Below are 23,178 nucleotides of genomic sequence, written 5' to 3'. Positions count from 1 at the left end.
TTTAAAATATACGATAAAACACCCGTAAACCTTTTATATCAAGGGTTACGGGTGTTTTACATGAAATTTACAATTATGAAGCCGCTTACTTTATATAAGTCTAATCTCATTAATTTTTCTATTAGGTTACAAGTCAATTACAAACGCCAAATCCGTTGACTCATATGCTATAGTAAGACTCGTGGAAATGACTCGGACAGAGTTCAACTAACATATTCCCAAACTATGGAGGATTTAAACATGAAAAAAACAATTATCTCTGCAGCATCGCTTACAGCTTTATCAGCAGTAGCTGCAGTAAATATATCAGCATCAGAAATTACAGTAGAAGCAGGCGACACTCTTTGGAGCGTTTCTGAAGGTGCATCACAAACAGTTAACGAGATTAAGTCATTAAATAACTTAACTTCAGATCTTATTTTCCCTGGCGACGTTCTTAAAGTAGACTCAGAATCACCAAGTCCAGCTCCTGCTGAAGAAGTAGAAGAAGTTTCAACTACATATACTATTGAAGCAGGCGACACTTTATTCGCTATTTCTAATCAATTTGATATAACAATTGACGAAATTAAAGCGTGGAACAACTTATCTTCAGACCTTATTATTGCTGGTAAAACTATTGAAGTTGCTGAATCAGCAGCTCCTGCAGCAGTAACAGTTGAAGAAGCAGCACCTGCAGCAGAAACTGCAGCACCAGCTGTTGAAGAAACAGAAGTTCAAGAAGTTGAAGCTGCAGAAGCTCCAGCACCTGCAGTACAAGAAGTTCAAGCGGCAGAAGTTGCTCCGGTTGAAGAAGCAGCACCTGCAGTGCAAGAAGTTGAACAGCCGCAGGCAGCAACTCCAGTAGCGGCAACACCGGTAACTAGTGCAAGTAACGGCGCTAACTATTACGACTGGGGCACATGTGCATGGTATGTATTTGAACAACGTTCTCAGCGCGGTTTAGGCGTAGGCGGCAACTGGGGCAACGCTTCAAACTGGGCAAATGGTGCTCAATCAGCAGGTTACTCAGTAAGCAATTCACCTTCAGTAGGTGCAATTATGCAAGCTCCAGCATACACTAATGGTGCATATGGACTTGGCCACGTTGCGATTGTCGAAAGCGTAAACGCTGACGGATCAATCCTTGTTTCTGAAATGCAATTTGGCGGCGGACTTGGTGACGTGAACTCGAGAACAATCAGTGCTTCTCAAGTATCTAGTCACAACTTCATTCACTAATATTAAATAAATATAACTAGCGGGAAGAGAATCTTTTTGGATTCTCTTCCCGCTTTTTTTATCTGAAAATAAGCTGAGTTGTCGATTCATTAATAATAACTGAAAAGGTATGACAGTATTCCATAAAAAAGACCAGTATGAGTTTGTCTCATACCGGTTCTCTTTAATAATTAATGTTCATACGCCGGATCGTTAGCTTCCGCAGTACGCTGTTTCAGAATAGCTCTGACATACAGATAACCTGTAACAGCGACCGGAATCAATCCGCCGATGATTGAAATATTGTAATCCAAATTCAATGTCTCCGGTGCGTAGAGGAAGTACGTTCCGACGACTCCCGTCATGAATAATGCAGGAATTCCGGCAATATAATGGAATTTACCTTCTTTTAATAGATAAACAGTAGCAACCCACAACATTGTCGCTGCAACGGTCTGGTTAGTGAAACCTAGATAACGCCATAAGAACATATAATCAATCGTCGACAGCAGGAATGCCGGAATACCGACGCAAAGTGTCATCCAGAACATCTTCGGAGCTTTCTTGCTCTTTCTTATGCCTGCTACTGCTTCAGTAAGCATCATGCGGGAAGAACGAAGTGCTGTATCTCCAGTCGTGATTGGTAAAATAATCGCACCAAGGAACGCTAATATCGCACCGGCAGAACCGAGCATTTCAATTGAAATTGTATCGATTACACCAGCAGGTCCGCCTGCAGCAAGCGCGTCAGCCAGTCCGCCTGTTCCATGGAAGAAAGTCATACCGGCTGTTGCCCAGATTAATGCAATAACGCCTTCTGCAATCATTGCACCAAAGAAGACTCTGCGTCCGTCTGATTCTTTCTTAACTGTACGAGCTATAATAGGACTTTGAGTTGAATGGAATCCGCTGATTGCACCGCATGAAATGGTAACCATTATAAGCGGCCATACAGGAAGTCCTGCAGGATGCTGGTTTTCAAATGTCAGGTTTGGAATCGGAGTGTCTGAAAAAATTAAACCGAATAACACTGCTACTGCCATAATAATCAGTACCGCACCGAAAAACGGATAAATCCGTCCGATGATTTTATCAATCGGTAATATAGCAGCGATAACAAAGTATGTGAAAATAATAATTAAAGCAACAAAGAATGGAATCGCACCGCCAGATTTCAATTCAATTAATTCTGCGGGACCGGCAGTAAAGGCAGCAGTCACAAGAATCATCAGAGCCAGTGAAACGATATAAATGAAAACTTTAACACCTTTGCCAAGATATCTTTCTACAAGAGCCGGGAATTGTGAACCATTATGTCTCAAACTGAGCATGCCTGCAAAGTAATCGTGCACGGCACCGGCAAAAATACAGCCGACAACGATCCAGATTAAAGCTGGAGGACCGTAAACAGCACCGGCTACAGCACCAAATACAGGACCAAGACCTGCAATATTTAACAGCTGAATCAGCCATCCTTTAAATGGATGCATTGGCATATAATCAACACCATCATTTGTTTTATATGCCGGTGTTGGGTTTTTATCATCAATAACAAAAATACGTTCTACAATCTTTCCGTAAACAATATAACCTGTCACCAGTAAAAATAAAGAAATTAATAACGTTAACATAGCGGCCCTCCTAAAAAGTGGGATAAGTGAATTAGTTGCTAAGTGTAGCAAGGAGTTACAGTTGAGTCAATAAATTTTCTGATAATTTAAATTAAAAAGAATATTAAAGCGTTTACATTGTGAAATGAGGAAAAAACTGGACGTGAATATAGGAAGATAAAGGAATTCAGACATAAAAAAACAGCTGATTCCTAAAAGGTCAGCTGCTGATTTTTGTATTCTATTTTGTGTAGCGGTTTTCTTTAAACGGCAAACCAAGTTCGTCGCGTAAAGTTTTACCTTCATAAGAAGTATCATAATAGCCTTTATCGACTAAAATCGGAATCACTTTGTCGATGAAGTCATGGAAGAAATCACCAAGTACGTGTGGTGTTAGAACAAATCCGTCGGCACCGTCGTTATCAATCCATTCAATAACCTGCTCAGCGACTTCTTCGTACGTGCCCATAAATGGACTTTCACGTGTGGTTTCTTCCATCGCAACCTGCCGCAGCGTTAAGTTGTTATCTTTCGCGCGTTTTTTAATTTCATCAGTTGTCGACTGGAAGCTGTTCTTCCCTATATCACCAAGTTCAGGGAACTGTGCATCGACATCGTATTGACTGAAGTCGTGGTGATCAAAGTAACGGCCGAGGTACGCGAGTGCTTCTTCTATAGTAACCAGGTTCTTAATATATTCGTAGCGTTCCCGGACCTCATCATGGTTTTTCCCGACAATCGGCTGCAGCGTTGGGAATACTTTAATTTCGTCAGGGTTCCGTCCGTTATCAGCTGCCTGCTGACGCAAATCTGCATAGGATTTCTGAGCTTTCTCTAAAGTGCTGGCATTTGTAAATACCGCGTCAGCGTTACGTGCTGCGAATGCTGAACCTTTCGGCGAAGCACCTGCCTGGAAAATAATCGGCTGTCCCTGAGGGGAACGTTCAATATTAAGAGGACCCTGAATTTTGAAGAAATCACCTTCGTAATTCAGCTCATGCATTTTTTCTTTATCGAAATACTGTCCGCTTTCCTTATTGCGCACAAATGCGTCATCTTCCCATGAATCCCAGAGTCCCTGAACGACTGCCAGATGTTCATCTGCAATATCGTAGCGGAGACTGTGTTCCGGGTGTTTATCCTTGCTGAAGTTTTTGGCACTGCCTTCTAAAGGAGAAGTCACCACGTTCCAGCCGGCACGTCCGCCGCTCATTATATCAACTGAAGCAAGCTGGCGTGCAATGGTAAACGGCTCACTGTACGATGTTGAGACTGTCGCAACGAGACCAATATGAGATGTAATTGGGGCAAGTGCACCGAGGAGTGTCAATGGTTCAAAACGGCTTAAGAAGTGCGGAATCGATTTATCATTGATAAAAAGACCGTCAGCAACGAAAATAAATGAAAATCCTGCATCTTCAGCTTTTAAAGTGATGTTTTTATAATGGTCGAAATTAACGCTGGCGTCACTTGGTACATCAGCACTTCTCCACGCATTCATATGGCCGCCCGGCCCGTGTAGCATTACTCCGAATTGTACTTTCTTACTCATAATATCCCAGCCTTTTCTTTGTGTATGGTGTGAATCGGTGCGAGTATTTTAACCGTCTGATTTCGAACCTCAGCATCTGTTGACGGTATGTGAAACATGAATTCATCGATTAGATTTAATTTGCTGAGTTCGTCTAATTTCGATAAAATTTCTTCTTTATTACCAATAATCATATCCAGCTGCTTTTTCTCTACTTCAATTTTTTCTTCGGTATTTCTAATATAATCATTAACCTGATTTTCAGTAGTGACACGCAATGTTTTGCCGTCTTTAAATTTAAGAGAGTAAACTTGATTCTCTTCTGATGCAGCTTTCTTTTCCTCTTCAGTTTCGGCTGCGAGCACCGACAGGGCAGCAATGAACTTGCCGTCCGGATAAGACTTTTTGTAAACTGCTGAAACTTCTTTCAGCAGTGTTTCATCATTTTTTATAAAATGAGCGAAGATGAAATTCACTTTATTTTCAGCAGCAAATTGCGCGGATGATGAACTTCCGCCGAGCAGGAACAAATCAGGCTTCGAAGATTCAGTATCTGCAGATATTTTAAGCGTTCTATTATTCTCGTGCGTACCTTCTACATATGATTTCAGACTCAGGAATCTGTCATTGAAAGAATCGATATTGGCACGGAGTTCATGCTGCAGGGCAGCTGTTGAAAGCGGTGTGCCGCCAGGGGCTTTACCAACACCAAGATCCACGCGATTAGGTGCAAAATGGCTGATCAGCTGGAACTGTTCGGCAACGTGAAATGGATTGTGATGCGACAGCATGACACCGCCGGCACCGATATTTATATTTTTCGTATGATTAATAAGGTGAGCCACTAATACCTCAGGTGCCGTACCGATAAGATTTTCCATATTGTGATGCTCCGACACGAAGTAACGCTTGTAACCGAGAGTATCTGCAAGCTGCGCAAGTTCTACCGTATGGCCGAGAGATTCTACAACAGAATGGCCGTCAAGAATGGGACTTTGATTTAAAATATTAAACTCCATGAAATTCTCCTTTCAATGCATATGCTTCCTGAATATGTAATATCGTATTTTCCTACTTAATAACTATGAATTAAAATTAATGATATCACTTATTTAGAATAATTCAATAATTTACTGATAATTTAAGATAGAAAACTTACTATTCTACTAGGAATTGAAGATTGGCGGGGATTGAAGAGGCGTTTTGCGGGCAAAGGAGTGGTGTTCATCGACCTGCAAGCGCAAAAAAAACCAGCCGGGAATTCCCGGACTGGTTTTAAATATAAATATATTAGCCTTTATGGCTTAGCACAGGTTCTGAATCAGCAAAATCTGTCTGTTTTAATTCTTCAATGCGGGCTTTAACGAATTCGCTCGTCATGTTGTGCTCAACAATATACCTGTTGCGTGAGTGTTCTGCACATTCGATGGAACATCCGCCGAGGTGGTAGTGCTGGTTTTCTTCGGATGCTAAAACCTGCGCATTACATTCAGGGTTCGCACAGTTGATGTAGCGTTCGCAAGGCTCGCCGTCAAAGTGATCGCGCCCGACGACGACGTGTTCAACCTGGTTAATCGGCACTGTCAGTCTTTCATCAAAGACATACATCTGGCCGTCCCACAGCTGACCTTTAGCGACAGGGTCTTTGGAGTACGTTGCAACGCCGCCGTGCAGCTGTGCTACATTATCAAAGCCTTCGTTTTTCAGCCATCCTGAGAATTTCTCACAGCGGATTCCGCCAGTGCAGTATGTGAGTATCTTTTTACCTTCAAATAAGTGTTTGTTGTCGCGTACCCATTGGGGTGTGTCTCTGAACGTTTCAACGTCAGGTTTAATCGCACCGCGGAAATGGCCGACATCGTATTCGTAAATGTTGCGGACATCGAGAACAACAGTATCTTCCTGCTGCATCTGTTCATAGAATTCTGCAGGCGATAAATATTCACCTGTCTGTTCACGAGGATCTATATCAGCATCCAGGCTTAAGTTAACAAGCTCAGGACGCGGACGAACGAACATTTTTCTAAATGTATGTTCTTCTGCTTCATCAATTTTAAAGACGATATCTTTAAATAGAGGATGTGCTTTCATGTATTCCATATAGCGCTCAGTCTGCTCGTAATCACCTGAAACCGTTCCGTTAATACCTTCACCGGCAACGAGAATGCGGCCTCTCAGACCTAGGTCCTTACAGAATCTTAAATGTTCTGCGGCAAATGTTTCCGGATCTTCTACATCCGCATAGTAATAGTAAAGTAAAACTCGATATTTCATTATATTTCCACCTATCAAATTTATTTGCAGGATAAATCCTGATAGTTTTACATGAATTATTGTATCAGATTTTGACACTATTTAGTATTAAAAATACACAATATGATGACAGTTTATCTAATTTAGGCAGTAAATGTGTTAAAATTTAATAAAGATAAGGAGTGGTCTTATGGACGTTAAAATATATACTGATATCGCATGTCCGTTTTGCTATATCGGCAAGAAGAATTTTGAAAAAGCACTGGCTGAATATGAAACTGATGAAAAAATTAATATAGAGTATGCAAGCTACGAACTGGATAACCAGGCTCCGAAAGTACCGGAGAAAAATATGTATGAAGTCCTTGCTGAAAAGCATGATAAACCGATGGAGGAAATTACCGAAATGGTCCAGCATATTGTTGAACAAGGTAAAATTGCAGGCATCGAATTCAACATGGATAAAGTCATTCCGGCGAATACGAGAGACGCGCACAGATTGTTAAAATTAGCGTATGAATTCGGCCTCGGGGAAAAAGTGCTTGAGTCGCTGCATCGTGCTTACTTTATCGACGGTGAAAATGTGAGTGATAAAGATGTGCTCTTAGGCATAGCGAAAGCGAACGGCATGCCTGAAGTGCCAGCCCTCGAAGTCATCAACGATCCAAGTCTGTTTTTGGAAAATGTAATCGGAGACTTTAATATGGCGAAAGTGAATAAAGTCCGTACGCTGCCGTACTACATATTCGATGATAAATTTGCAATCAGCGGTGCACGTGAACCGCGTCACTATACCATTGCATTAAACAAAACACTGAAGCCTTAATTACAAAACATAAGAAGCTCCGCAGTCCTAAAGACTGCGGAGCTTCTTAAAATTCCATCCCCATGGAACTTAATTTTCTGCCGAAACATTTCCTGACGGTTTAACAAGTTTAATTAAATGGTAAACCGCACCGATTATAAGCAGGATTGGCACAATCATTAAAATCAGGAAGAACAGCGATCCGATAAATTCACCAAAGCCGAATGATGAATAGAAATCTGATGTTGTGACTTCAAGCAGCGGCGGTAAAAATGCGAAATAATAAATGAGTCCGACAGCGGCCAGTGTGACTAAGTAAAATACCATATTCGAAATATGATATGGAACAGTGTTTTTATCAAATTTGAACATTATAAAACCCCTTACATTTTTAGTCTTTTAAATAGTATACAACAATGTATAATTGAATGCATAGCTTATTGGCGGTATTTTAAGAAAATTATTATTATAACGGAGGAAAACGAATGTCTTTACGTTCAGCAGTCAGCGATGATGTACCTTATATAATGGGAATTATCAGAAAGGTAATTCCGAGAATGCACGCAGCAGGTAATTATCAGTGGGATGAATATTATCCAACAGATGCGACATTTAAAAAAGATATTAAAAACGGCACCCTCTATGTTTATGAAGAGGACAGCGTAATTAAAGGGTGCATCGTTGCCGATGGTAATCACGCTTTTGCCTATGATGATATTCCGTGGGAACTCGCACGAATGGACTGTCTTGCACTGCACAGACTGGCAGTGGACCCCCAGTTCCAAGGACAGGGCATCGCACAGAAAATTTTAAGCGGGATTATTGAAACAGGAAAAGAGAAATCGTATCTCGGCATACATACAGATACTTCACAGGAGAATAAACCCATGCAGCAGCTATTCAAAAAGCTTGGATTTGATTACAAGGGACACTTGAACCTGGATGACAACCTCGATAACTGGTACGCAGCATACGAAAAAGTATTTTAGAAAACGATTGCAATCCGGAGTGTAAAAAGATATGTTTGGTGAGATGAAAAAAACAAGGGGGATTTAAAGTGAAATTATTAGCAAAATTAATTGCGGGTATCATTGCCGGTATCGCAGTCGGGGGGATTTATTATCTCGTTGGCGACGGCGGCACGATGAGCTCAATTATGGAGTTTATTGTTAGATTATTCGTGACGATGCAATCGATCCTAGGGGCGTTTATCTTCTTTACGATTCCATTTATTATTCTATTTTTTATTGCATCGGGAATTTCGAAAATCGGTACAGGTTCAGGTAAAGTTGTCGGGGCGACTTTAGGGGTTGCATACTTATCAACTCTCGGTGCCGGCCTGCTGGCATATGCAGTAGCAAGTTTTATCATGCCGCGTATTACAGGAGACAGCCAAGTACCTGAAGAGGGTGCTGCAATTGCACCGTTCCTGGAATTTGATATTCCGCCGGTAATGGATATTTTACCGGCACTCGTACTGGCTTTTGCAGTCGGTATCGTGATGAATATACTTAAACTGGACGTAATGATTAAGTTCTTTGACCAGGGGAAAGATATTACGGAATTTATTATTGAAAAAGTTATTATTCGTATTTTACCGTTCTACATTGCGGGTGTATTTGCGGGAATGGCGGCGACAGGAACTGTATTCGATACATTACTGGTGTTCGGTGTCGTACTGCTTGTTGCGATTATCCTGCACTGGGTATGGCTAATGTTTCAATATACAATCGCGGGTTCACTGTTAAAACAAAATCCGTTTAAAATGCTTAAAAATATGCTTCCGGCATACTTCACAGCACTTGGTACAATGTCGAGTGCGGCGACGATTCCGGTAACACTTGCACGCACGAAAGAAAATGGTATTCGTGCACGTATTGCAGACTTTGTCGTACCGCTTGGGGCAACGATTCACTTGTCAGGAAGTACGATTACAATCGTCAGCTGTTCAATCGCGGTAATGACAATTCTTCCGGGCTATGACATACCGGGTCTGTGGGAAATGGTCGGTGTAATTCTGCTGTTAGGTGTCGTAATGATTGCAGCTCCGGGTGTCCCGGGCGGTGCGATTATGGCAGCGAGCGGAGTACTGATGGCGAACCTCGGTTTCAACGAAGCAGCAGTTGCATTTATGATTGCACTTTACGTTGCACAGGACAGCTTCGGTACGGCAACTAACGTAACCGGTGACGGTGCAGTCGCAGGAATTATCGATGCTTATGAACAGAAATTGAACAAGAAAGCTTAAATTTAATATGATGAAATAAAAGACAGTCAGGCATGCGTGCCTTGCTGTCTTTTTTTCGTTATAATTAAAAGGATAGAAAATGTGAATTTAAGATTGAGGGAATAATTTGAAGTCAAAAATTATATTATATTTAGTTATCGTTATCTGCTTTTTAGATTTATTTATACAGCTTCCGATTATTACGCCGTTTGCGCTGGAACTCGGCGCCTCTGAATTTATGGCGGGTATCGTCGTTGCGATGTACTCACTGTTCAATATGGTCGGCAATATCGCCGGCGGATATTTATCGGATAAATTCGGCCGCAGAAATACGCTGCTTTTTGGTATGATTATGCAGGTGTTTTTCGTGCTGATTTATACGACGACACCGTCGATTGCAATACTGCTCGCAGTCAGAGCAATCCACGGGTTCTCGAGCGGCCTTTTAACACCGGCAGCATTCAGTTTAATCGCCGATATCTCACGGAAGTCGGCAATCGGAAAATCGATGGCCCTGACCGGTGTTGCAATTGGAACAGCGGCAATACTCGGACCAGCTGCAGGCGGAATTATATCGAGCACAATCAGCTACGAAATGGTCTACTACATCCTATCCGGGGTATATGTATTCGGAACGATTTTAACATTTTTCGGCATTAAAGAAAGCTCGACCGGTGCAAGCAGAACACATCATGCGGCAACGCCGTTTAAAGAACTGCTCACCCGTCCATCATTAAATGTGGCGTATATATCATCATTTACATTAATGATCGCACAGGGCACACTTGCTTTCGGTCTGCCGATAAAAACCGCTTACCTTGGCGCTGACGCATCCATGACAGGGATGATGCTGAGTGTTTTCGGTGTGACAGCAATCATCGTTTTTGCATCACCGATTAACAGAATTTATTCCCGCTATAAAAGTGAAAGTCTCGTTGCAATCGGCATACTGATTTTAAGTATCAGTATGATTCTGCTGCATTTCGCACCGTCGCCGGGATTGATCTTTTTAGTGATGGTAATTTACGGTCTCGGTTTCGGGTTTATCTTCCCGTCGATGAATAAAATCGTCGCGGAACATTCCGAAATGAACGAGCGGGGCAAGGCAAACGGGATTTTTTATTCGTACTTTTCACTCGGTTCCGTCGCAGGTTCTGTCCTTGCAGGCTACTTCGCAACGGTATTTAATCTGCCGTTTCTCGGTATCGGCATCGTCACGCTGTTAATGCTGATAATATTAATATTTATCCGTTACAGACTGGAACTGAATCGTCCATAGGAGGATTGTTATGAAGAAGAAAAATGTATTGCTTATGGGTGTTCACGGGAGAATTGGTGAGCACTTATATCTAGAGTTGAATGAATCAGCAAAGCTGTTCGCCTTTTCAAGTCCAAATCAGGAACCCGATCACGAGAATATTACATTTATTAAAAAGGATTTATTTATCCTGCCGGAAGTCGAAGAAGCGCTCAAGAATATTGATGTAGTAATCTTTTTCGAAGACCCGATTATGCGTCTGAACAGGCTCACGCAGGGGAAATTTTACGATTTATATCTGCTGATTGCAGACAATATTGCGCGTGCTGCCGCTACAAATAATGTTGAACAGATTATTTATATTGCCGACGAATTATCAGATGGCAGTATTGTCTCTATTTTAGGAGCGTACGGGACAAACGTTAAAGAAACGGATACGCCGATTCGCCGCTACGGTAAAAATCTGACGTATAAAACGAAGGATTACAACAGTGTACGCAGTGTGCAGCGCGCACCGCTGCCGCCGGGCTGGACTGTTGAAAACGTCGCCTGGTATTACTTCGGCTGGCTTGATGAAATTATTTATGATTTCGTCAACACGAAAATAGAAAACAATACAATCTCTATATATGTACTCGATAAACCGAAACCTGTGCTCGAACTTAAATTTAATGATGAACTTTCAGAAGATGACATCGTCCTGTTCGAAATTACGGGCGGCAGTCTGAAGAAACGTTCGACGAATAAAGCACAGCGTTTTGAATTTAGAAAGCTGCCGGACAGAGATGAATTCATTATGGCGCTGCACGACTTTGAACCATCGCTGCCGTGGCTGGTGTTTAAAATGACACAGGCGCCGATACAAGCGCTCGTCAGCAGAATTTATCAGGTGGAAATGATTATTAATAAGGATGTGCCTGAACGCCGTCCGCACAACAATAAATAAAGTGGTAAAATATAAAAGCAAATATACTGAAATAAGGAAGATGACGGATGGGAAGAAAATGGAATAATATTAAAGAGAAAAAAGCACAGAAAGACCAGAACACGAGCCGTATCTATGCCAAATTCGGCAGAGAAATCTACGTAGCAGCGAGAAAAGGCGAACCGGACCCGGAAACTAACCAGGCGCTTAAAATCGTCCTGGAACGTGCTAAAACTTATTCTGTACCTAAACATATTATCGATAAAGCAATTGAAAAAGCAAAAGGCGGCGACGATGAATCCTTCGACGAACTCCGCTATGAAGGCTTTGGACCGAACGGCTCCATGCTGATTGTCGATGCACTGACTAACAACGTGAACCGTACAGTATCAGATGTCCGTGCAGCCTTCGGCAAGAACGGCGGAAATATGGGCGTCAGCGGTGCAGTCAGCTATATGTTCGACAGCGTGTCGGTCTTCGTCTTTACAGGCTTTGACGACGAAACAGTGCTGATGCATTTAATGGAAGATGAAGTCGATGTCAAAGACGTTACCTTGGAAAACGGAATGACAGTAGTCTACGGTGAACCGCAGGCGTTTAACGACATTAAAACGTCGCTCGACGCACTGGGCGTTGAAGAATTCGAAGTCGCAGAACACGCCATGAACGCACAAAATGAAGTAACTTTACAAGACGAAGATCTCGAGCAGTTTGAGAAGCTGATTGACGTATTAGAAGACTTAGAAGATGTATCGAACGTGTTTCATAATGTAAACTTGAGTGAGTAAACATATGAAGGAGTGGTATTGTGTCAGAGTTAATGGATTTCGGTTATCAAGGAAAAGTTGCAGTCATTACCGGTTCGAGTAAAGGCATCGGGCGCGAAACAGCAGAACAGATGGTGAAGCTCGGTGCGAAAGTAATGCTCGTTGCACGTGGTGAAGAAGCGTTAAAAGAAGCAGTGGCACAAATTGATGAATTCGGAGACGTAGATTACATTGCACAGGATATTACCGATAAGGACGCGGGTGAAAAAATCGTTGAAGCGGCTGTAGAGAAATTCGGCCGGCTGGACGTGCTCGTGAATAACGCAGGAAGTTCATTTGCCAAAAACTTTGAAGACGTTGAACTATCGGGCTGGGAAGAAGACATTGATCTGAAAGTCATGGCTGCAGTGAAAATGTCAAAAGCAGCACTCCCTCATTTGAAAAAACAAGGCGGTGCGATTTTAAACTTAACAGCTGTAATGGGTAAAACACCGCAGCCGAACTCATTACCGACGACAGTATCACGAAGTGCCGGTCTTGCTTTGACGAAAGCGATGAGCAAAGACTTAGGACAGCACGGTATTCGAGTTAACGCGGTATGCATCGGTTTAATCCGCAGTGACCAGATAGAAAAACGCTGGCAGCAGCAAGCACCTGAATTATCATGGGAAGAATTCTCTGTTAAGAGTGCGGGTAACATTCCGCTCGGGCGTATCGGTGATACTGCTGAAGCCGCGAACGTTATTACATTCTTATGTTCTGATTTAGCATCATACGTGAGCGGTACCGCAGTTAATATAGACGGCGGCAGCGGCCATGCCTGGTAAGGATTTTTTTCGGGTGTGATGACGCTGACAGTGTCTGACAAATCCGTTTATCGGACAGTGTAGAACGGATAGTGTCTGACAAATCCGTTTATCGGACAGTGTAGAAGTGACAGTGTCTGACAAATCCGTTTATCGGACAGTGTGGAACCGATAGTGTCACTCAACATCGTACAAACTCAAAAAAGCATCAAATCCCAACGGATTTGATGCTTTTTTCACATTACTGAGCAAGCTGCTTAACTGCTGCCCCGAATTTCTCCAGAGCCTCATCAATTTCCGCGGCAGTTACATTAAGCGGGGGCAGTAAACGCACGACGTTGTGTTTCGCCGTGACCACCAGCATTTTCTCATCGTAGCATGCTGACAATATATCTGCTGCCTCCACAGAATCTTTAAACTGAACACCGATCAATAAGCCGAGTCCTTTAATTTCAGCGATACCGCCGGTATCAGCAGAAATCTTTTCAAGTCCTTTAATCAGCTGACTGGAACGTGCCGCAACGTTATCCAGCAGCCCGGCTTCCATAATTTCATCGTAGATTGCATTGCCGACTGCCGCTGCCAGCGGGTTCCCGCCGAGCGTCGTCCCGTGATCTCCGTAATTAAAATATCCTGCAACTTTTTCGGTCGCCATAAAAGCGCCCATCGGATAGCCGCCGCCGAGTCCTTTGGCGAGCGTGACGATATCCGGCTCGAGTCCGAATTGTTCAAATGAGTAAAGAGTTCCCGTACGGCCCATGCCGGTCTGTACTTCATCGACAATCAGCAGCAGACCATTATTCTGCAGCTCTTTCAGCGTCTCAACAAAATCATCAGTCAGCGAATTAATTCCGCCTTCTCCCTGAATCGTCTCAACTAATACCGCACATGTATTTTCAGATACAGCATCTTTCAAAGCCTGGGACTCATTTAAGGGAACGTACTTAGAGCCCGGCAATAATGGCTGGAAATCTTTATGCATATCAGGCTGGCCTGTGGCAGATAACGTCGCCATCGTACGACCGTGGAATGAATCCGTCAGAGTAATAATTTCCGTACAGTTTTCGCCGTTAACTTCCTTGCCATACTTGCGTGCAAGTTTTAAAGCACCTTCATTCGCTTCGGCACCAGAGTTAGAAAAGAAAACTTTCGCGAGAGAAGCTGCGCTTTTATCAGTAACCAGCTTATGCGCCAGCTCAATCGATGGCTTGTTCCAGTACACATTAGAAGTATGCATTAACGTCGATGCCTGCTCCGTAATGGCCTTGACGATTTTCTCATTGGCATGGCCTAAAATATTCGTTGCGATTCCGGACACGAAATCTAAATATTCCTCGCCGTCGTTATTTTTCACATATGTTCCTTTGCCAGAGACGAGTATTTTATCGCCTCGGTTATAAGTATTAAACAATGCCGAGTTTCCGAGTTCAATCAAATCTTCTGTCTTCATAAAACTCTTCCTCCTTCATGCGGCATAATCATCGTGCCGATTCCTGCATCGAAAAACAGTTCTAAGAGCAGTGAATGCTTAATGCGGCCGTCGACGATATGCGCCTGTTTCACGCCTTTTTTTAGTGCGTGTGCACAGCATTCCACTTTCGGGATCATGCCGTCTGAAATTACGCCGGACTCAATATGCTGTTCGACTTGTTCCAAAGTCAGTTCTGACAGGAGTGTCGATTCATCGTCCTTATCTTCATATACCCCTTTTGTATCCGTTAAAAGAATAAATTTATCGGCATGAATCGCGCCGGCAATTTCACCTGCAACATAATCTGCATTAATGTTATGCGTGTCGCCGTTCATATCCACTCCGACCGGTGAAATGACCGGTACGAAGTCATTGTTAATTAATAACGTCAGTAAGGCAGTGTCGATCGTTTCAATTTCCCCGACAAGGCCGATATCTACCAGTTCGATTTCACCTTTATCATTCTCTTCTTCGATAAACTTCTTCTTCACTTTAATCATATTGCCGTCTTTACCAGAAATACCGACAGCATTGCCGCCGATTTTATTGTAATGTTTTACAATATCCTTATTCACCTGGCCGGACAAGACCATTTCAGCAACATCCATCACGGCATCATCAGTCACGCGGAGCCCCTTTTTAAACTCCGACTCGATGCCGAGGCTGGCGAGCATATCATTAATGAACGGTCCGCCGCCGTGGACAATAATCGGTTTAATACCGACTGATTTCATCAGGAGGACATCCTGCATAACGGACTCTTTTAGACGAGCGTTGACCATCGCGTTGCCGCCGTATTTTAACACGATAATATTATTTTGGAACACGTTAATGTAGGGAAGTGCTTCGATGAGTGTATCTATTCTTTGTGTATCATTCATGATTATCATCCTAACTTCTGTAATCCGCATTGATTTTCACGTAATCGACCGACATATCGCACGTCCATACCTGTGAGGAATGTTCTCCTGCATTTAAATCGATAAAGATCTCAACATCCGTATTACTTAAAATATTGTAAGCGTGTCCCTCATCAAAGGGAACTGCAAGTCCTTCATGACAAACTAAAACGTCATCATTGCCGGCGGCGAACTTAATCGTTATCGCATCTGGACTGAGTGTTTCAGCATCGCTGTTGCCGATTGCCATAATGACACGGCCCCAGTTGGCATCCTGCCCGTAAATTGCAGTTTTTACGAGGCTTGAAGTTGCGACTGTTTTCGCCACACTGACCGCATCATGTTTACTGGCTGCATTCACGACATTAACGGTAACAAACTTTGTCGCACCTTCAGCGTCCCTTGCAATCATCTGTGATAACTTCTGGCACATCGCAGTCAGTACTGCAGTAAATTCATCGAGGTGACTTTCATCCAGCATCACTTTGTTAGTCGAAGCGAGGAGTACAGTATCGTTTGTACTCGTATCACCGTCGACAGTCATAACGTTAAAGCTGTCATCGGTTGCCGATTTCAACGCAGTATTTAAAGCGTCCTGAGAGAGGCCGGCATCGGTAACAATATAGCCGAGCATCGTGCCCATATTTGGATGAATCATGCCGGCACCTTTAATCATTGCGCCGAAATGTACTGTCTCACCGCCGATGTCAGCTTCAAATGACAGCTGTTTAGGAACGGTGTCCGTCGTCATAATTGCTTCTGCAGCTGATGTTGAATCGTCAGTTTTGAGTCCTGAAACGAGCGTATCAAGGCCTGAGTAAAACGGCTGTAAATTCAGCGGTTCACCAATGACACCGGTCGAGCTGACGAGTACTTCGTGAGCATCGATATTAAGTTTCCCGGCAAGTGAATCCGTCATCGTATGAACATCTTGTTCACCCGTCAGCCCGTTACATGCATTCGCATTGCCGCTGTTTACGAGTATCGCTTTAAAATTTGTGAAGTTTTTGAGCATTTCCATATCGTAAAGGACGCTGTGCGCCTTTACTTTGTTTCTCGTAAATACACCTGTGACGGTTGCCCCGTCCGGAAAATAGATGAGTGCAAGATCCTTGTCCTGCGCTTTAAAACCGGTATGTATACCGTTGGTTTCGACACCTTCAACTGCACAAAGCCCTTTAAGCACTGATACTTTTTTCTCTGTAATCTGCATATCAAAAACCCTCTCTAAGGCATCATTGCAATGGTATTGAGGCCTGATTTCTCAGGTAATCCAAACATGATGTTCATATTTTGTACCGCCTGTCCCGCTGCGCCTTTTCCTAAGTTATCAATAATCGATAAAACGATGAGTCGATTTGTACGTTCATCGAGCTGTACTGCAATCTGACAATTATTCGTTCCTGCAACGTGTTTCATCTGCGGCAATTCGCCCTCATTAAGGATCTGCACAAACGGTTCGTCCTGATAGGCTTGCTGATAGCTTTCAATAATATCAGTTTCAGTAACACCATCTTTTACCGTTGCGTAAATCGTTGAGAAGATACCGCGCTCTGTCGGAATTAAGTGAGGCGTAAACTGTACTTGCACTGCATTTTCTGACGAGCTGTTCAATTCCTGCTCGATTTCAGGAATATGACGGTGGCCGAGGGGATTGTATGCTTTGAAGTTGCTCATAAGTTCTGCCAGCAGTTTATCGACTGAAGCACTGCGCCCGGCTCCGCTGACCCCTGTTTTACTGTCGATAATAATCGACTGTTCGTCAACGAGTGCATTATTCACTGCAGGAAGCAGACCGAGGAGCGCGCTCGTTACGAAACATCCCGGATTGGCTATGTACTTGGCAGTTTTAATATCAGCTCTGTATTTTTCAGGCAGGCCGTAGACAAAGTCTTTCAGTAAATTCGGTGCAGCCTGTTCAACCTTGTAAGTCTGTTCATAGACATCGATATTCTTCAGGCGGAAATCTGCACCTAAATCGATGACTTTAACATCGTATGCTGAAGCGGCTGCTGCGAGCTCCATAGAATGACCGTGAGGCAGACAGATAAACACCACGTCGCTGTCGTTAAATAACTTCTCTGGCTCGAGTTCTGTAAACTGCTTATCAATGCTGCCTTTTAGGAACGGGTAGTAGACATCAACTTCTGTATTAACATGGCTGCGTGATGTTAAGTGGGCCAGTTCAACTTCCTGATGCGGAATTAAATAACGTAATAGCTCGCTTCCTGTGTAACCTGTTGCACCGATAATACTGACTTTGATCATATTATGACCTCCTGATTAATTATCATTTTAAATCCGGTATAAATAAGTTGCCGTTTGTTGCTGCCATAATTGCTTTAATAGAATGCATACGATTTTCACCCTGCTCAAACTGTTTCGCGTAATTTGCGTTAAACACGTCGGACGTTACTTCCATCTCTTCAATGCCAAACTCTTCTGCAACATTTTTTCCATACTCCGTATGTGTATCGTGGAAGGCCGGCAGGCAGTGCATGAAGATAAAGTTCTCGTTCACATTGGAAAGGAGTGGTTTATTAATCTGATAAGGCAGCAGTGTTTTAACACGTTCTTCGAAATGTTCCTCTTCACCCATCGACACCCAGACATCTGTATAAATGACATTGGCATTAATCACTGCAGCTTTAATGTCTGTTGTGATTTCTACTGTTGAACCTGAGGCTTTCGCATATCCTTTGGCGATATCTACGTATGACTGTTCAGGGAACAGAGATTCAGGTGCTGCGATTGTGACATCAGCGCCAAGCAGGGCCGCTGTAACAAGGAGTGAATTAGCTACATTGTTGCGGCCGTCACCGGCATACACGAGTTTAATACCGGCGAAGGTACCAAATTCTTCTTTAATCGTCATAAAGTCACCGATCATTTGTGTTGGATGCCAGTCATCAGTCAGACCGTTCCAGACAGGCACGCCGGAGTGTTCAGCAAGTTCTTCAACAACTGCCTGGCTCGCGCCTCTAAATTCAAGGCCGTCGAACATGCTGCCTAAAATTTTAGCTGTATCAGCGACGGATTCTTTTTTACCAAGCTGGATATCGCCTGAGCCGAGAAATTCAGGTGCTGCCCCGAGGTCATTCGCTGCGACTGTAAAAGCAGCACGAGTGCGGGTAGAAGATTTTTCAAACAGCAATGCGATATTCTGCCCCTTTAAATACTGATGGGGAATATTATTTTTCTTCAATTGTTTTAAATGAATTGCGAAATCAATCAGATACTCGACTTCCTTCTTATTGAAATCGCTGATTGTTAAAAAACTTTTACCTTGAAAATGCATGAAAACACTCCTTTTATTCTATTTATCTTATTAATATTCGTTATAGTGTATAAATATAATTAATGGTTGTTGTTTATAATATACAAAGTAAATTCATAAATCAAGCTTTTTATCGTATGTATTCTCATATATCTGTATAAATTTAAGTTATAAACTTAAAAATAAATATCTTGACGGATAACTGTGTTGTCTGTACTATGTTAATTAATACAGTTAGTACAGCAAACCGACAGGAGGTGGATACGTGTTTGATATCGATGTGAAAAGCCGCGTTCCTATATATGAACAGATCATTGAAAATGTAAAACGTCTGATCATTCAGGGGGTGCTGCTGCCGGAAGAAAAACTGCCGTCAGTCAGAAGTCTTGCACAGGAACTTACGATTAATCCCAACACGATCCAAAAAGCTTACAGAGAATTGGAAAGGGAAGGGTATGTCATTTCCCGTCCCGGAAAAGGGAGCTTTGTGAATGATATGACGGAAACGATGAACAGAGAGCATATTAAAACGTTAACTGATGAAGTAGAAAGGCTGATTAAGGAGCTGGTATTTCTGGACGTCCCGGGAATATCGTTAAAAGCAATGATAGATAAAGCGGAACAGGAGAAGGAGGGACACGAATGAAGCTGGCAGTGAATGGTGTGGATAAGAGTTTTGGGAAAAATATTGCAGTACAGCAAATTGATTTAACGATTACAGAAGGTACGATACACGGTCTGCTCGGGTCGAACGGAGCGGGTAAAACGACGCTGATGAAAGTGCTGTCGGGTATTTATAAAGCAGACAGCGGTACGGTAAGCTACGACGGTAACAGTATTTATGAAAATCCGGATGTTAAGAACAATGTAATTTTTATGCATGACATTCCATTCTTTTTTAAAGGTGCGACATTAAAAAAAATGGCATCATTTTATAAAGCGATGTATATGAACTGGTCGGATGAGCGTTTCTTGAAACTGTCAGCTCATTTTGGTATTGCACCGGACAAGCAGCTGAACCAGCTGTCTAAAGGAATGAAGCGGCAGGCAGCATTTATACTTGCGTTCTCAGCCAGACCGAAAGTCATGCTCCTGGATGAACCGTTTGACGGCCTCGATCCGATTATGCGCAAACAGGTTAAAAACATTCTCATGCAGGACATCGCAAACCACGGCATGACAGTCGTAGCTTCCAGTCATAACTTAAGAGAAATGGAAGACTTATGCGATTCGGTGTCGATTATGCATGACGGAAAAATACTGTTTCATAAAGAATTGACTGATATCAGGGGGACACACTGCAAACTTCAGATTGCCTTTAAAGAACTGCCTGATGATAAGTTCTTTACTGATTTAAATGTTGTTCACCAGACAGTTAAAGGAAGAATTATTACATGTATCGTCAAAGGCGATATTTCGAACCTGGAAGAAAAAGTGACGAAATATAACCCGCTGATGTACGACATACTGCCGCTGACGCTGGAAGAAATATTTACTTATGAAATGGGGGAACTCGGTTATGAAATCTCAAACATCATTGTTGAATAAAACATTACTGTCCCATTTCAGCGGTACAATATTCTGGCTCACAATTGTCTTTATGGCATTGAACATTATCGCACTGCCGGTAGCAATATGGATTGCGACTTATGATCCAATGGCGCATCCGGAAGCAATACGTCAGATTCCTGAAAATATCCTGTTCCAGCTGTCTTCGGGGCAGCTGATTATCGGCATGATTTTCACAGTGTTTTTAGCGATGTTTTTACTGAATTACTTAAACGATGAAGGATCCTCGGACTTTATGCATGGTCTCCCGGTTAAACGCCCGGTAATACTGATTCATGCATTAGCTGCAGGTGTCGCTGCAATTGTTGTACCGCTTATTATTACCGGAGTAATACTGTTTGCAGAACGTATGATTTTTATCCCTGAAATTGGATTAATCGATATTGGAAAGTGGTTTTTATATGCAGTGTTTGTCCACTGTGTCATCTTTGCACTAGCAATATCTGCAGGATTTTTAGTGAATGGTCTCTTCCTGCACATGCAGATTATTGCATTGATACTGTTTCTGCCGCTTGCACTATGGGGACTGACTTATCTTACAGCGACAATATTGTTTGATGGGATTCCTTCAGAGTTTTTCGTTAACTCGGAACCTGTATTGAATGCCACATTCCCTTATGTTGCAGTAATGCAATTATATGAGGGCATAAGTATTTTAAAGAGTACAGTCTGGGGAATTACAGCGATTGTACTGATTATCTTAAGCTTCGTACTATATAACTCACGACGCAATGAAAACGTCACGCTGAGCTTTAATTTCAAGTGGCTTAGAGTATTACTTGCAGCTGTCACTACAATTACAGGAATGCTGGCGATTGGTGCCGGAATATCAATGTTCCTTCAGGCTTCAGCTGCTGTAACTGTAATCGGTTTTGTAATCGGGGCGGTCATCAGTTACATCATTATCGAAATGCTTTTCCAGCGCAATGCGAGAATAGAGCTCAGCTGGAAGTCAGTATTAACAACGCTTATTATTATTATTTTGTTCTGGGGAATCTTCCTGTTCGGCTGGAACAGATATGTAAACTTTGTACCGGCAGCGGATGAAGTGGACAGCGTTTATCTTTCAACAAACTTTACAGACCATAATCCGGAATTGATTGCGAAACACTTTGAAGACGGCTACCTGTTTAATAATAATCAGAATGCAATTCAAGCGGCAATCAAAGCGCACGAAATTACACTTGATGAAAAAGAAACGCCAGGTCTGTATTACATCGGAGAGAATGGACGTCTTGAAATCACTTATAAAATGAAAGACGGCAGTTTTAAAACAAGAGAATTTGATACCATTCAAGCAGATTCAGAAGCAATTAAAGTTGCTGGGAGTACAGATTCTTCTGAATATGATATTCACTCGGATATGCTGGCAAACCTGAAAAAAGACGGGGATTACAGTCTGACACTTGGGATGTACGACGTCAGACAGGGGCATGAGCTTGTCGAAAAGTATAAAGAAGAACTTGGTACGTTAAAAACATATAGACCGGATATCGTCAATGAAACGGGCCGTGTTAATATCCAAGCTTACTTCTATAATGATGATTCATTTACTGGGAACTACATTTACGGTGAAAGTTCAATTTACAACAAAGCTATTTTAGACGCAGAAAAAGCTGATTACTTCTCGCTTACTGAACTGCTGGAAATGGATGAAACAAGTACCATGTATCAAGTAGAAGTTAGCGATGAAGAAATGAACCAGTTTTTCACGGATTATAAAGTACTCGGGATATTCGATTTAATCGGCAAGTATGATATGCAGGAAATATATGAATCTGGAGATGGCAGAAAAAATATTATAGACAGCATCAACAATGACGGCCTTGCACCGGAAGGCAACACATTATTGATGTATGGCTACCCTGGAAGTAATACACCAATGATAGGGACATCTGCTGAAACAGACTTCAGTATTCTGGCAATACAATAAAATATAAGTAAAAGTTATAGAGATAGGTAAAATTAATGCCTATCTCTATACTTTTGTTTTCTTTTTTTTGTATAATTATCTTTAGGAGATGAATGCCATGAAAACTAAGTATCTGGATAAGAAAAAATGGCGGCGGCTGGTGCGCTCAAAATATGATGAAACAATCATTACCTTCCAGGGCGAGAAAATTTTGGCCGGTATGATTCATATGCATAAAGTCCGTGAACCGTTAAGCGTTCCCGTGGTCGGGGAAGATACGTTAGTCGTGGCTAACAATTTTAAATGGATGCAGCTCCTGCCAGAAAAACGTAATTACAGCATTACTGTCATGTACGATGAAAGATGGCAGGAAATTCAATATTATTTTGATATTAACTATTCTCATACTTTAGAGCTTGGTAAAGCCCGCCGGCAGGATTTGTATCTCGACGTTTTGGTATTACCGGACGGCCGTTATGAGCTCGTAGATGAGGAGGACATAAAACGCGCCTTCAAAAAAGGAATTATCAGTTCGAAAGAAAAAGAATTTGCTTATAATACCGCGGCTGAGTTAATGTCCGAAATCGACAGGGATTTCGGACAGTTTAAAACACTCGCTGCATCGTGTTTAAAAGAACTTAAAAAATTAATGTAGCCGTTCGGATAAC

Annotated in this window: 22 protein-coding genes; 12 read left to right on the top strand and 10 right to left on the bottom strand. The window is 42.4% G+C overall.

Annotated elements, in window-relative coordinates:
• Positions 1–240: 240 nt before the first annotated feature.
• A complete protein-coding gene (locus H625_RS13190) occupies positions 241–1,221 on the top strand; it encodes a CHAP domain-containing protein (protein WP_026858819.1) in 981 nt (326 codons plus the stop codon).
• 170 nt (positions 1,222–1,391) lie between these two features.
• Here H625_RS13190 and H625_RS0104245 read toward each other — a convergent pair whose 3' ends face one another.
• The 4 genes from H625_RS0104245 to trhO form a co-directional block, all read right to left on the bottom strand.
• Positions 1,392–2,831, bottom strand: a complete 1,440-nt coding sequence (locus tag H625_RS0104245; RefSeq protein ID WP_026858818.1) for a carbon starvation CstA family protein — start codon at positions 2,829–2,831, stop codon at positions 1,392–1,394.
• Between the two features lie 220 nt (positions 2,832–3,051).
• Positions 3,052–4,362, bottom strand: coding sequence for an LLM class flavin-dependent oxidoreductase (locus tag H625_RS0104240; RefSeq protein ID WP_026858817.1), 1,311 nt, complete (start codon positions 4,360–4,362; stop codon positions 3,052–3,054).
• Positions 4,359–5,360, bottom strand: coding sequence for an MsnO8 family LLM class oxidoreductase (locus H625_RS0104235; RefSeq protein WP_026858816.1), 1,002 nt, complete (start codon positions 5,358–5,360; stop codon positions 4,359–4,361). Before H625_RS0104235 ends, H625_RS0104240 begins: the two co-directional genes overlap by 4 nt.
• A 271-nt stretch (positions 5,361–5,631) precedes the next feature.
• The gene (trhO, locus tag H625_RS0104230) at positions 5,632–6,615 is read right to left on the bottom strand and encodes an oxygen-dependent tRNA uridine(34) hydroxylase TrhO (RefSeq protein ID WP_026858815.1); all 984 of its coding nucleotides are present in this window, start codon (positions 6,613–6,615) and stop codon (positions 5,632–5,634) included.
• A gap of 169 nt (positions 6,616–6,784) precedes the next feature.
• On the opposite strand from trhO, the gene H625_RS12515 reads away from it, so the two are divergent.
• On the top strand, positions 6,785–7,420 hold the full coding sequence (locus H625_RS12515; protein WP_035785154.1) for a DsbA family oxidoreductase: 636 nt from the start codon (positions 6,785–6,787) through the stop codon (positions 7,418–7,420).
• Positions 7,421–7,489: 69 nt separating this feature from the next.
• Here H625_RS12515 and H625_RS0104220 read toward each other — a convergent pair whose 3' ends face one another.
• Entirely contained in the window at positions 7,490–7,771 is a 282-nt protein-coding gene (locus H625_RS0104220; RefSeq protein ID WP_026858814.1) for a hypothetical protein, read from the bottom strand.
• A gap of 113 nt (positions 7,772–7,884) precedes the next feature.
• On the opposite strand from H625_RS0104220, the gene H625_RS0104215 reads away from it, so the two are divergent.
• The 6 genes from H625_RS0104215 (at position 7,885) to H625_RS0104190 (ending at position 13,403) form a co-directional block, all read left to right on the top strand.
• Entirely contained in the window at positions 7,885–8,388 is a 504-nt protein-coding gene (locus H625_RS0104215) for a GNAT family N-acetyltransferase (RefSeq protein ID WP_026858813.1), read from the top strand.
• Positions 8,389–8,456: 68 nt separating this feature from the next.
• Positions 8,457–9,647 carry a dicarboxylate/amino acid:cation symporter gene (locus H625_RS0104210; RefSeq protein ID WP_026858812.1) on the top strand — a complete coding sequence of 397 codons (1,191 nt, stop codon included), beginning with the start codon at positions 8,457–8,459 and terminating at the stop codon, positions 9,645–9,647.
• 106 nt (positions 9,648–9,753) lie between these two features.
• Positions 9,754–10,905: an MFS transporter gene (locus H625_RS0104205; protein ID WP_026858811.1), complete on the top strand. Its 1,152-nt coding sequence runs from the start codon at positions 9,754–9,756 to the stop codon at positions 10,903–10,905.
• Between the two features lie 10 nt (positions 10,906–10,915).
• Entirely contained in the window at positions 10,916–11,830 is a 915-nt protein-coding gene (locus H625_RS0104200; RefSeq protein WP_035785148.1) for an NAD-dependent epimerase/dehydratase family protein, read from the top strand.
• Positions 11,831–11,877: 47 nt separating this feature from the next.
• Positions 11,878–12,597, top strand: a complete 720-nt coding sequence (locus H625_RS0104195) for a YebC/PmpR family DNA-binding transcriptional regulator (protein WP_026858809.1) — start codon at positions 11,878–11,880, stop codon at positions 12,595–12,597.
• Between the two features lie 32 nt (positions 12,598–12,629).
• Positions 12,630–13,403, top strand: a complete 774-nt coding sequence (locus H625_RS0104190; RefSeq protein WP_026858808.1) for an SDR family NAD(P)-dependent oxidoreductase — start codon at positions 12,630–12,632, stop codon at positions 13,401–13,403.
• Positions 13,404–13,623: 220 nt separating this feature from the next.
• Here the strand turns inward: H625_RS0104190 and H625_RS0104185 are convergent, their stop codons facing one another.
• The 5 genes from H625_RS0104185 to argF are packed head-to-tail and all read right to left on the bottom strand — an operon-like array spanning position 13,624 to position 19,050.
• Positions 13,624–14,832, bottom strand: a complete 1,209-nt coding sequence (locus H625_RS0104185) for an aspartate aminotransferase family protein (RefSeq protein WP_026858807.1) — start codon at positions 14,830–14,832, stop codon at positions 13,624–13,626.
• The gene (argB, locus tag H625_RS0104180; protein ID WP_211222571.1) at positions 14,829–15,734 is read right to left on the bottom strand and encodes an acetylglutamate kinase; all 906 of its coding nucleotides are present in this window, start codon (positions 15,732–15,734) and stop codon (positions 14,829–14,831) included. Before argB ends, H625_RS0104185 begins: the two co-directional genes overlap by 4 nt.
• Before the next feature lie 10 nt (positions 15,735–15,744).
• Entirely contained in the window at positions 15,745–16,965 is a 1,221-nt protein-coding gene (gene argJ, locus H625_RS0104175) for a bifunctional glutamate N-acetyltransferase/amino-acid acetyltransferase ArgJ (RefSeq protein ID WP_035785146.1), read from the bottom strand.
• 14 nt (positions 16,966–16,979) lie between these two features.
• Positions 16,980–18,020 (bottom strand): N-acetyl-gamma-glutamyl-phosphate reductase, encoded by a 1,041-nt coding sequence (gene argC, locus H625_RS0104170; RefSeq protein WP_026858804.1) that lies wholly within the window; start codon positions 18,018–18,020, stop codon positions 16,980–16,982.
• Positions 18,021–18,042: 22 nt separating this feature from the next.
• Positions 18,043–19,050 (bottom strand): ornithine carbamoyltransferase, encoded by a 1,008-nt coding sequence (gene argF / locus H625_RS0104165; RefSeq protein WP_026858803.1) that lies wholly within the window; start codon positions 19,048–19,050, stop codon positions 18,043–18,045.
• A 244-nt stretch (positions 19,051–19,294) separates the two neighbouring features.
• Between argF and H625_RS0104160 the strand changes: the two genes are divergently transcribed.
• The 4 genes from H625_RS0104160 to H625_RS0104145 all read left to right on the top strand — a co-directional run bounded on the left by H625_RS0104160 (position 19,295) and on the right by H625_RS0104145 (position 23,165).
• Positions 19,295–19,675: a GntR family transcriptional regulator gene (locus tag H625_RS0104160; protein WP_026858802.1), complete on the top strand. Its 381-nt coding sequence runs from the start codon at positions 19,295–19,297 to the stop codon at positions 19,673–19,675.
• Positions 19,672–20,577, top strand: coding sequence for an ABC transporter ATP-binding protein (locus tag H625_RS0104155; protein WP_026858801.1), 906 nt, complete (start codon positions 19,672–19,674; stop codon positions 20,575–20,577). The genes H625_RS0104160 and H625_RS0104155 overlap by 4 nt, the downstream gene beginning before the upstream one ends.
• Positions 20,549–22,531: an ABC transporter permease family protein gene (locus H625_RS0104150; protein WP_026858800.1), complete on the top strand. Its 1,983-nt coding sequence runs from the start codon at positions 20,549–20,551 to the stop codon at positions 22,529–22,531. Before H625_RS0104155 ends, H625_RS0104150 begins: the two co-directional genes overlap by 29 nt.
• Positions 22,532–22,628: 97 nt before the next feature.
• The gene (locus H625_RS0104145; protein WP_026858799.1) at positions 22,629–23,165 is read left to right on the top strand and encodes a ribonuclease FAU-1 family protein; all 537 of its coding nucleotides are present in this window, start codon (positions 22,629–22,631) and stop codon (positions 23,163–23,165) included.
• Positions 23,166–23,178: the final 13 nt, after the last annotated feature.

The sequence above is a fragment of the Jeotgalicoccus psychrophilus DSM 19085 genome (assembly GCF_000425845.1).
Taxonomy (GTDB): domain Bacteria; phylum Bacillota; class Bacilli; order Staphylococcales; family Salinicoccaceae; genus Jeotgalicoccus; species Jeotgalicoccus psychrophilus.
Note: the sequence above shows the minus strand (reverse complement) of the source record. Positions and strands in the feature narration are given on the sequence as shown.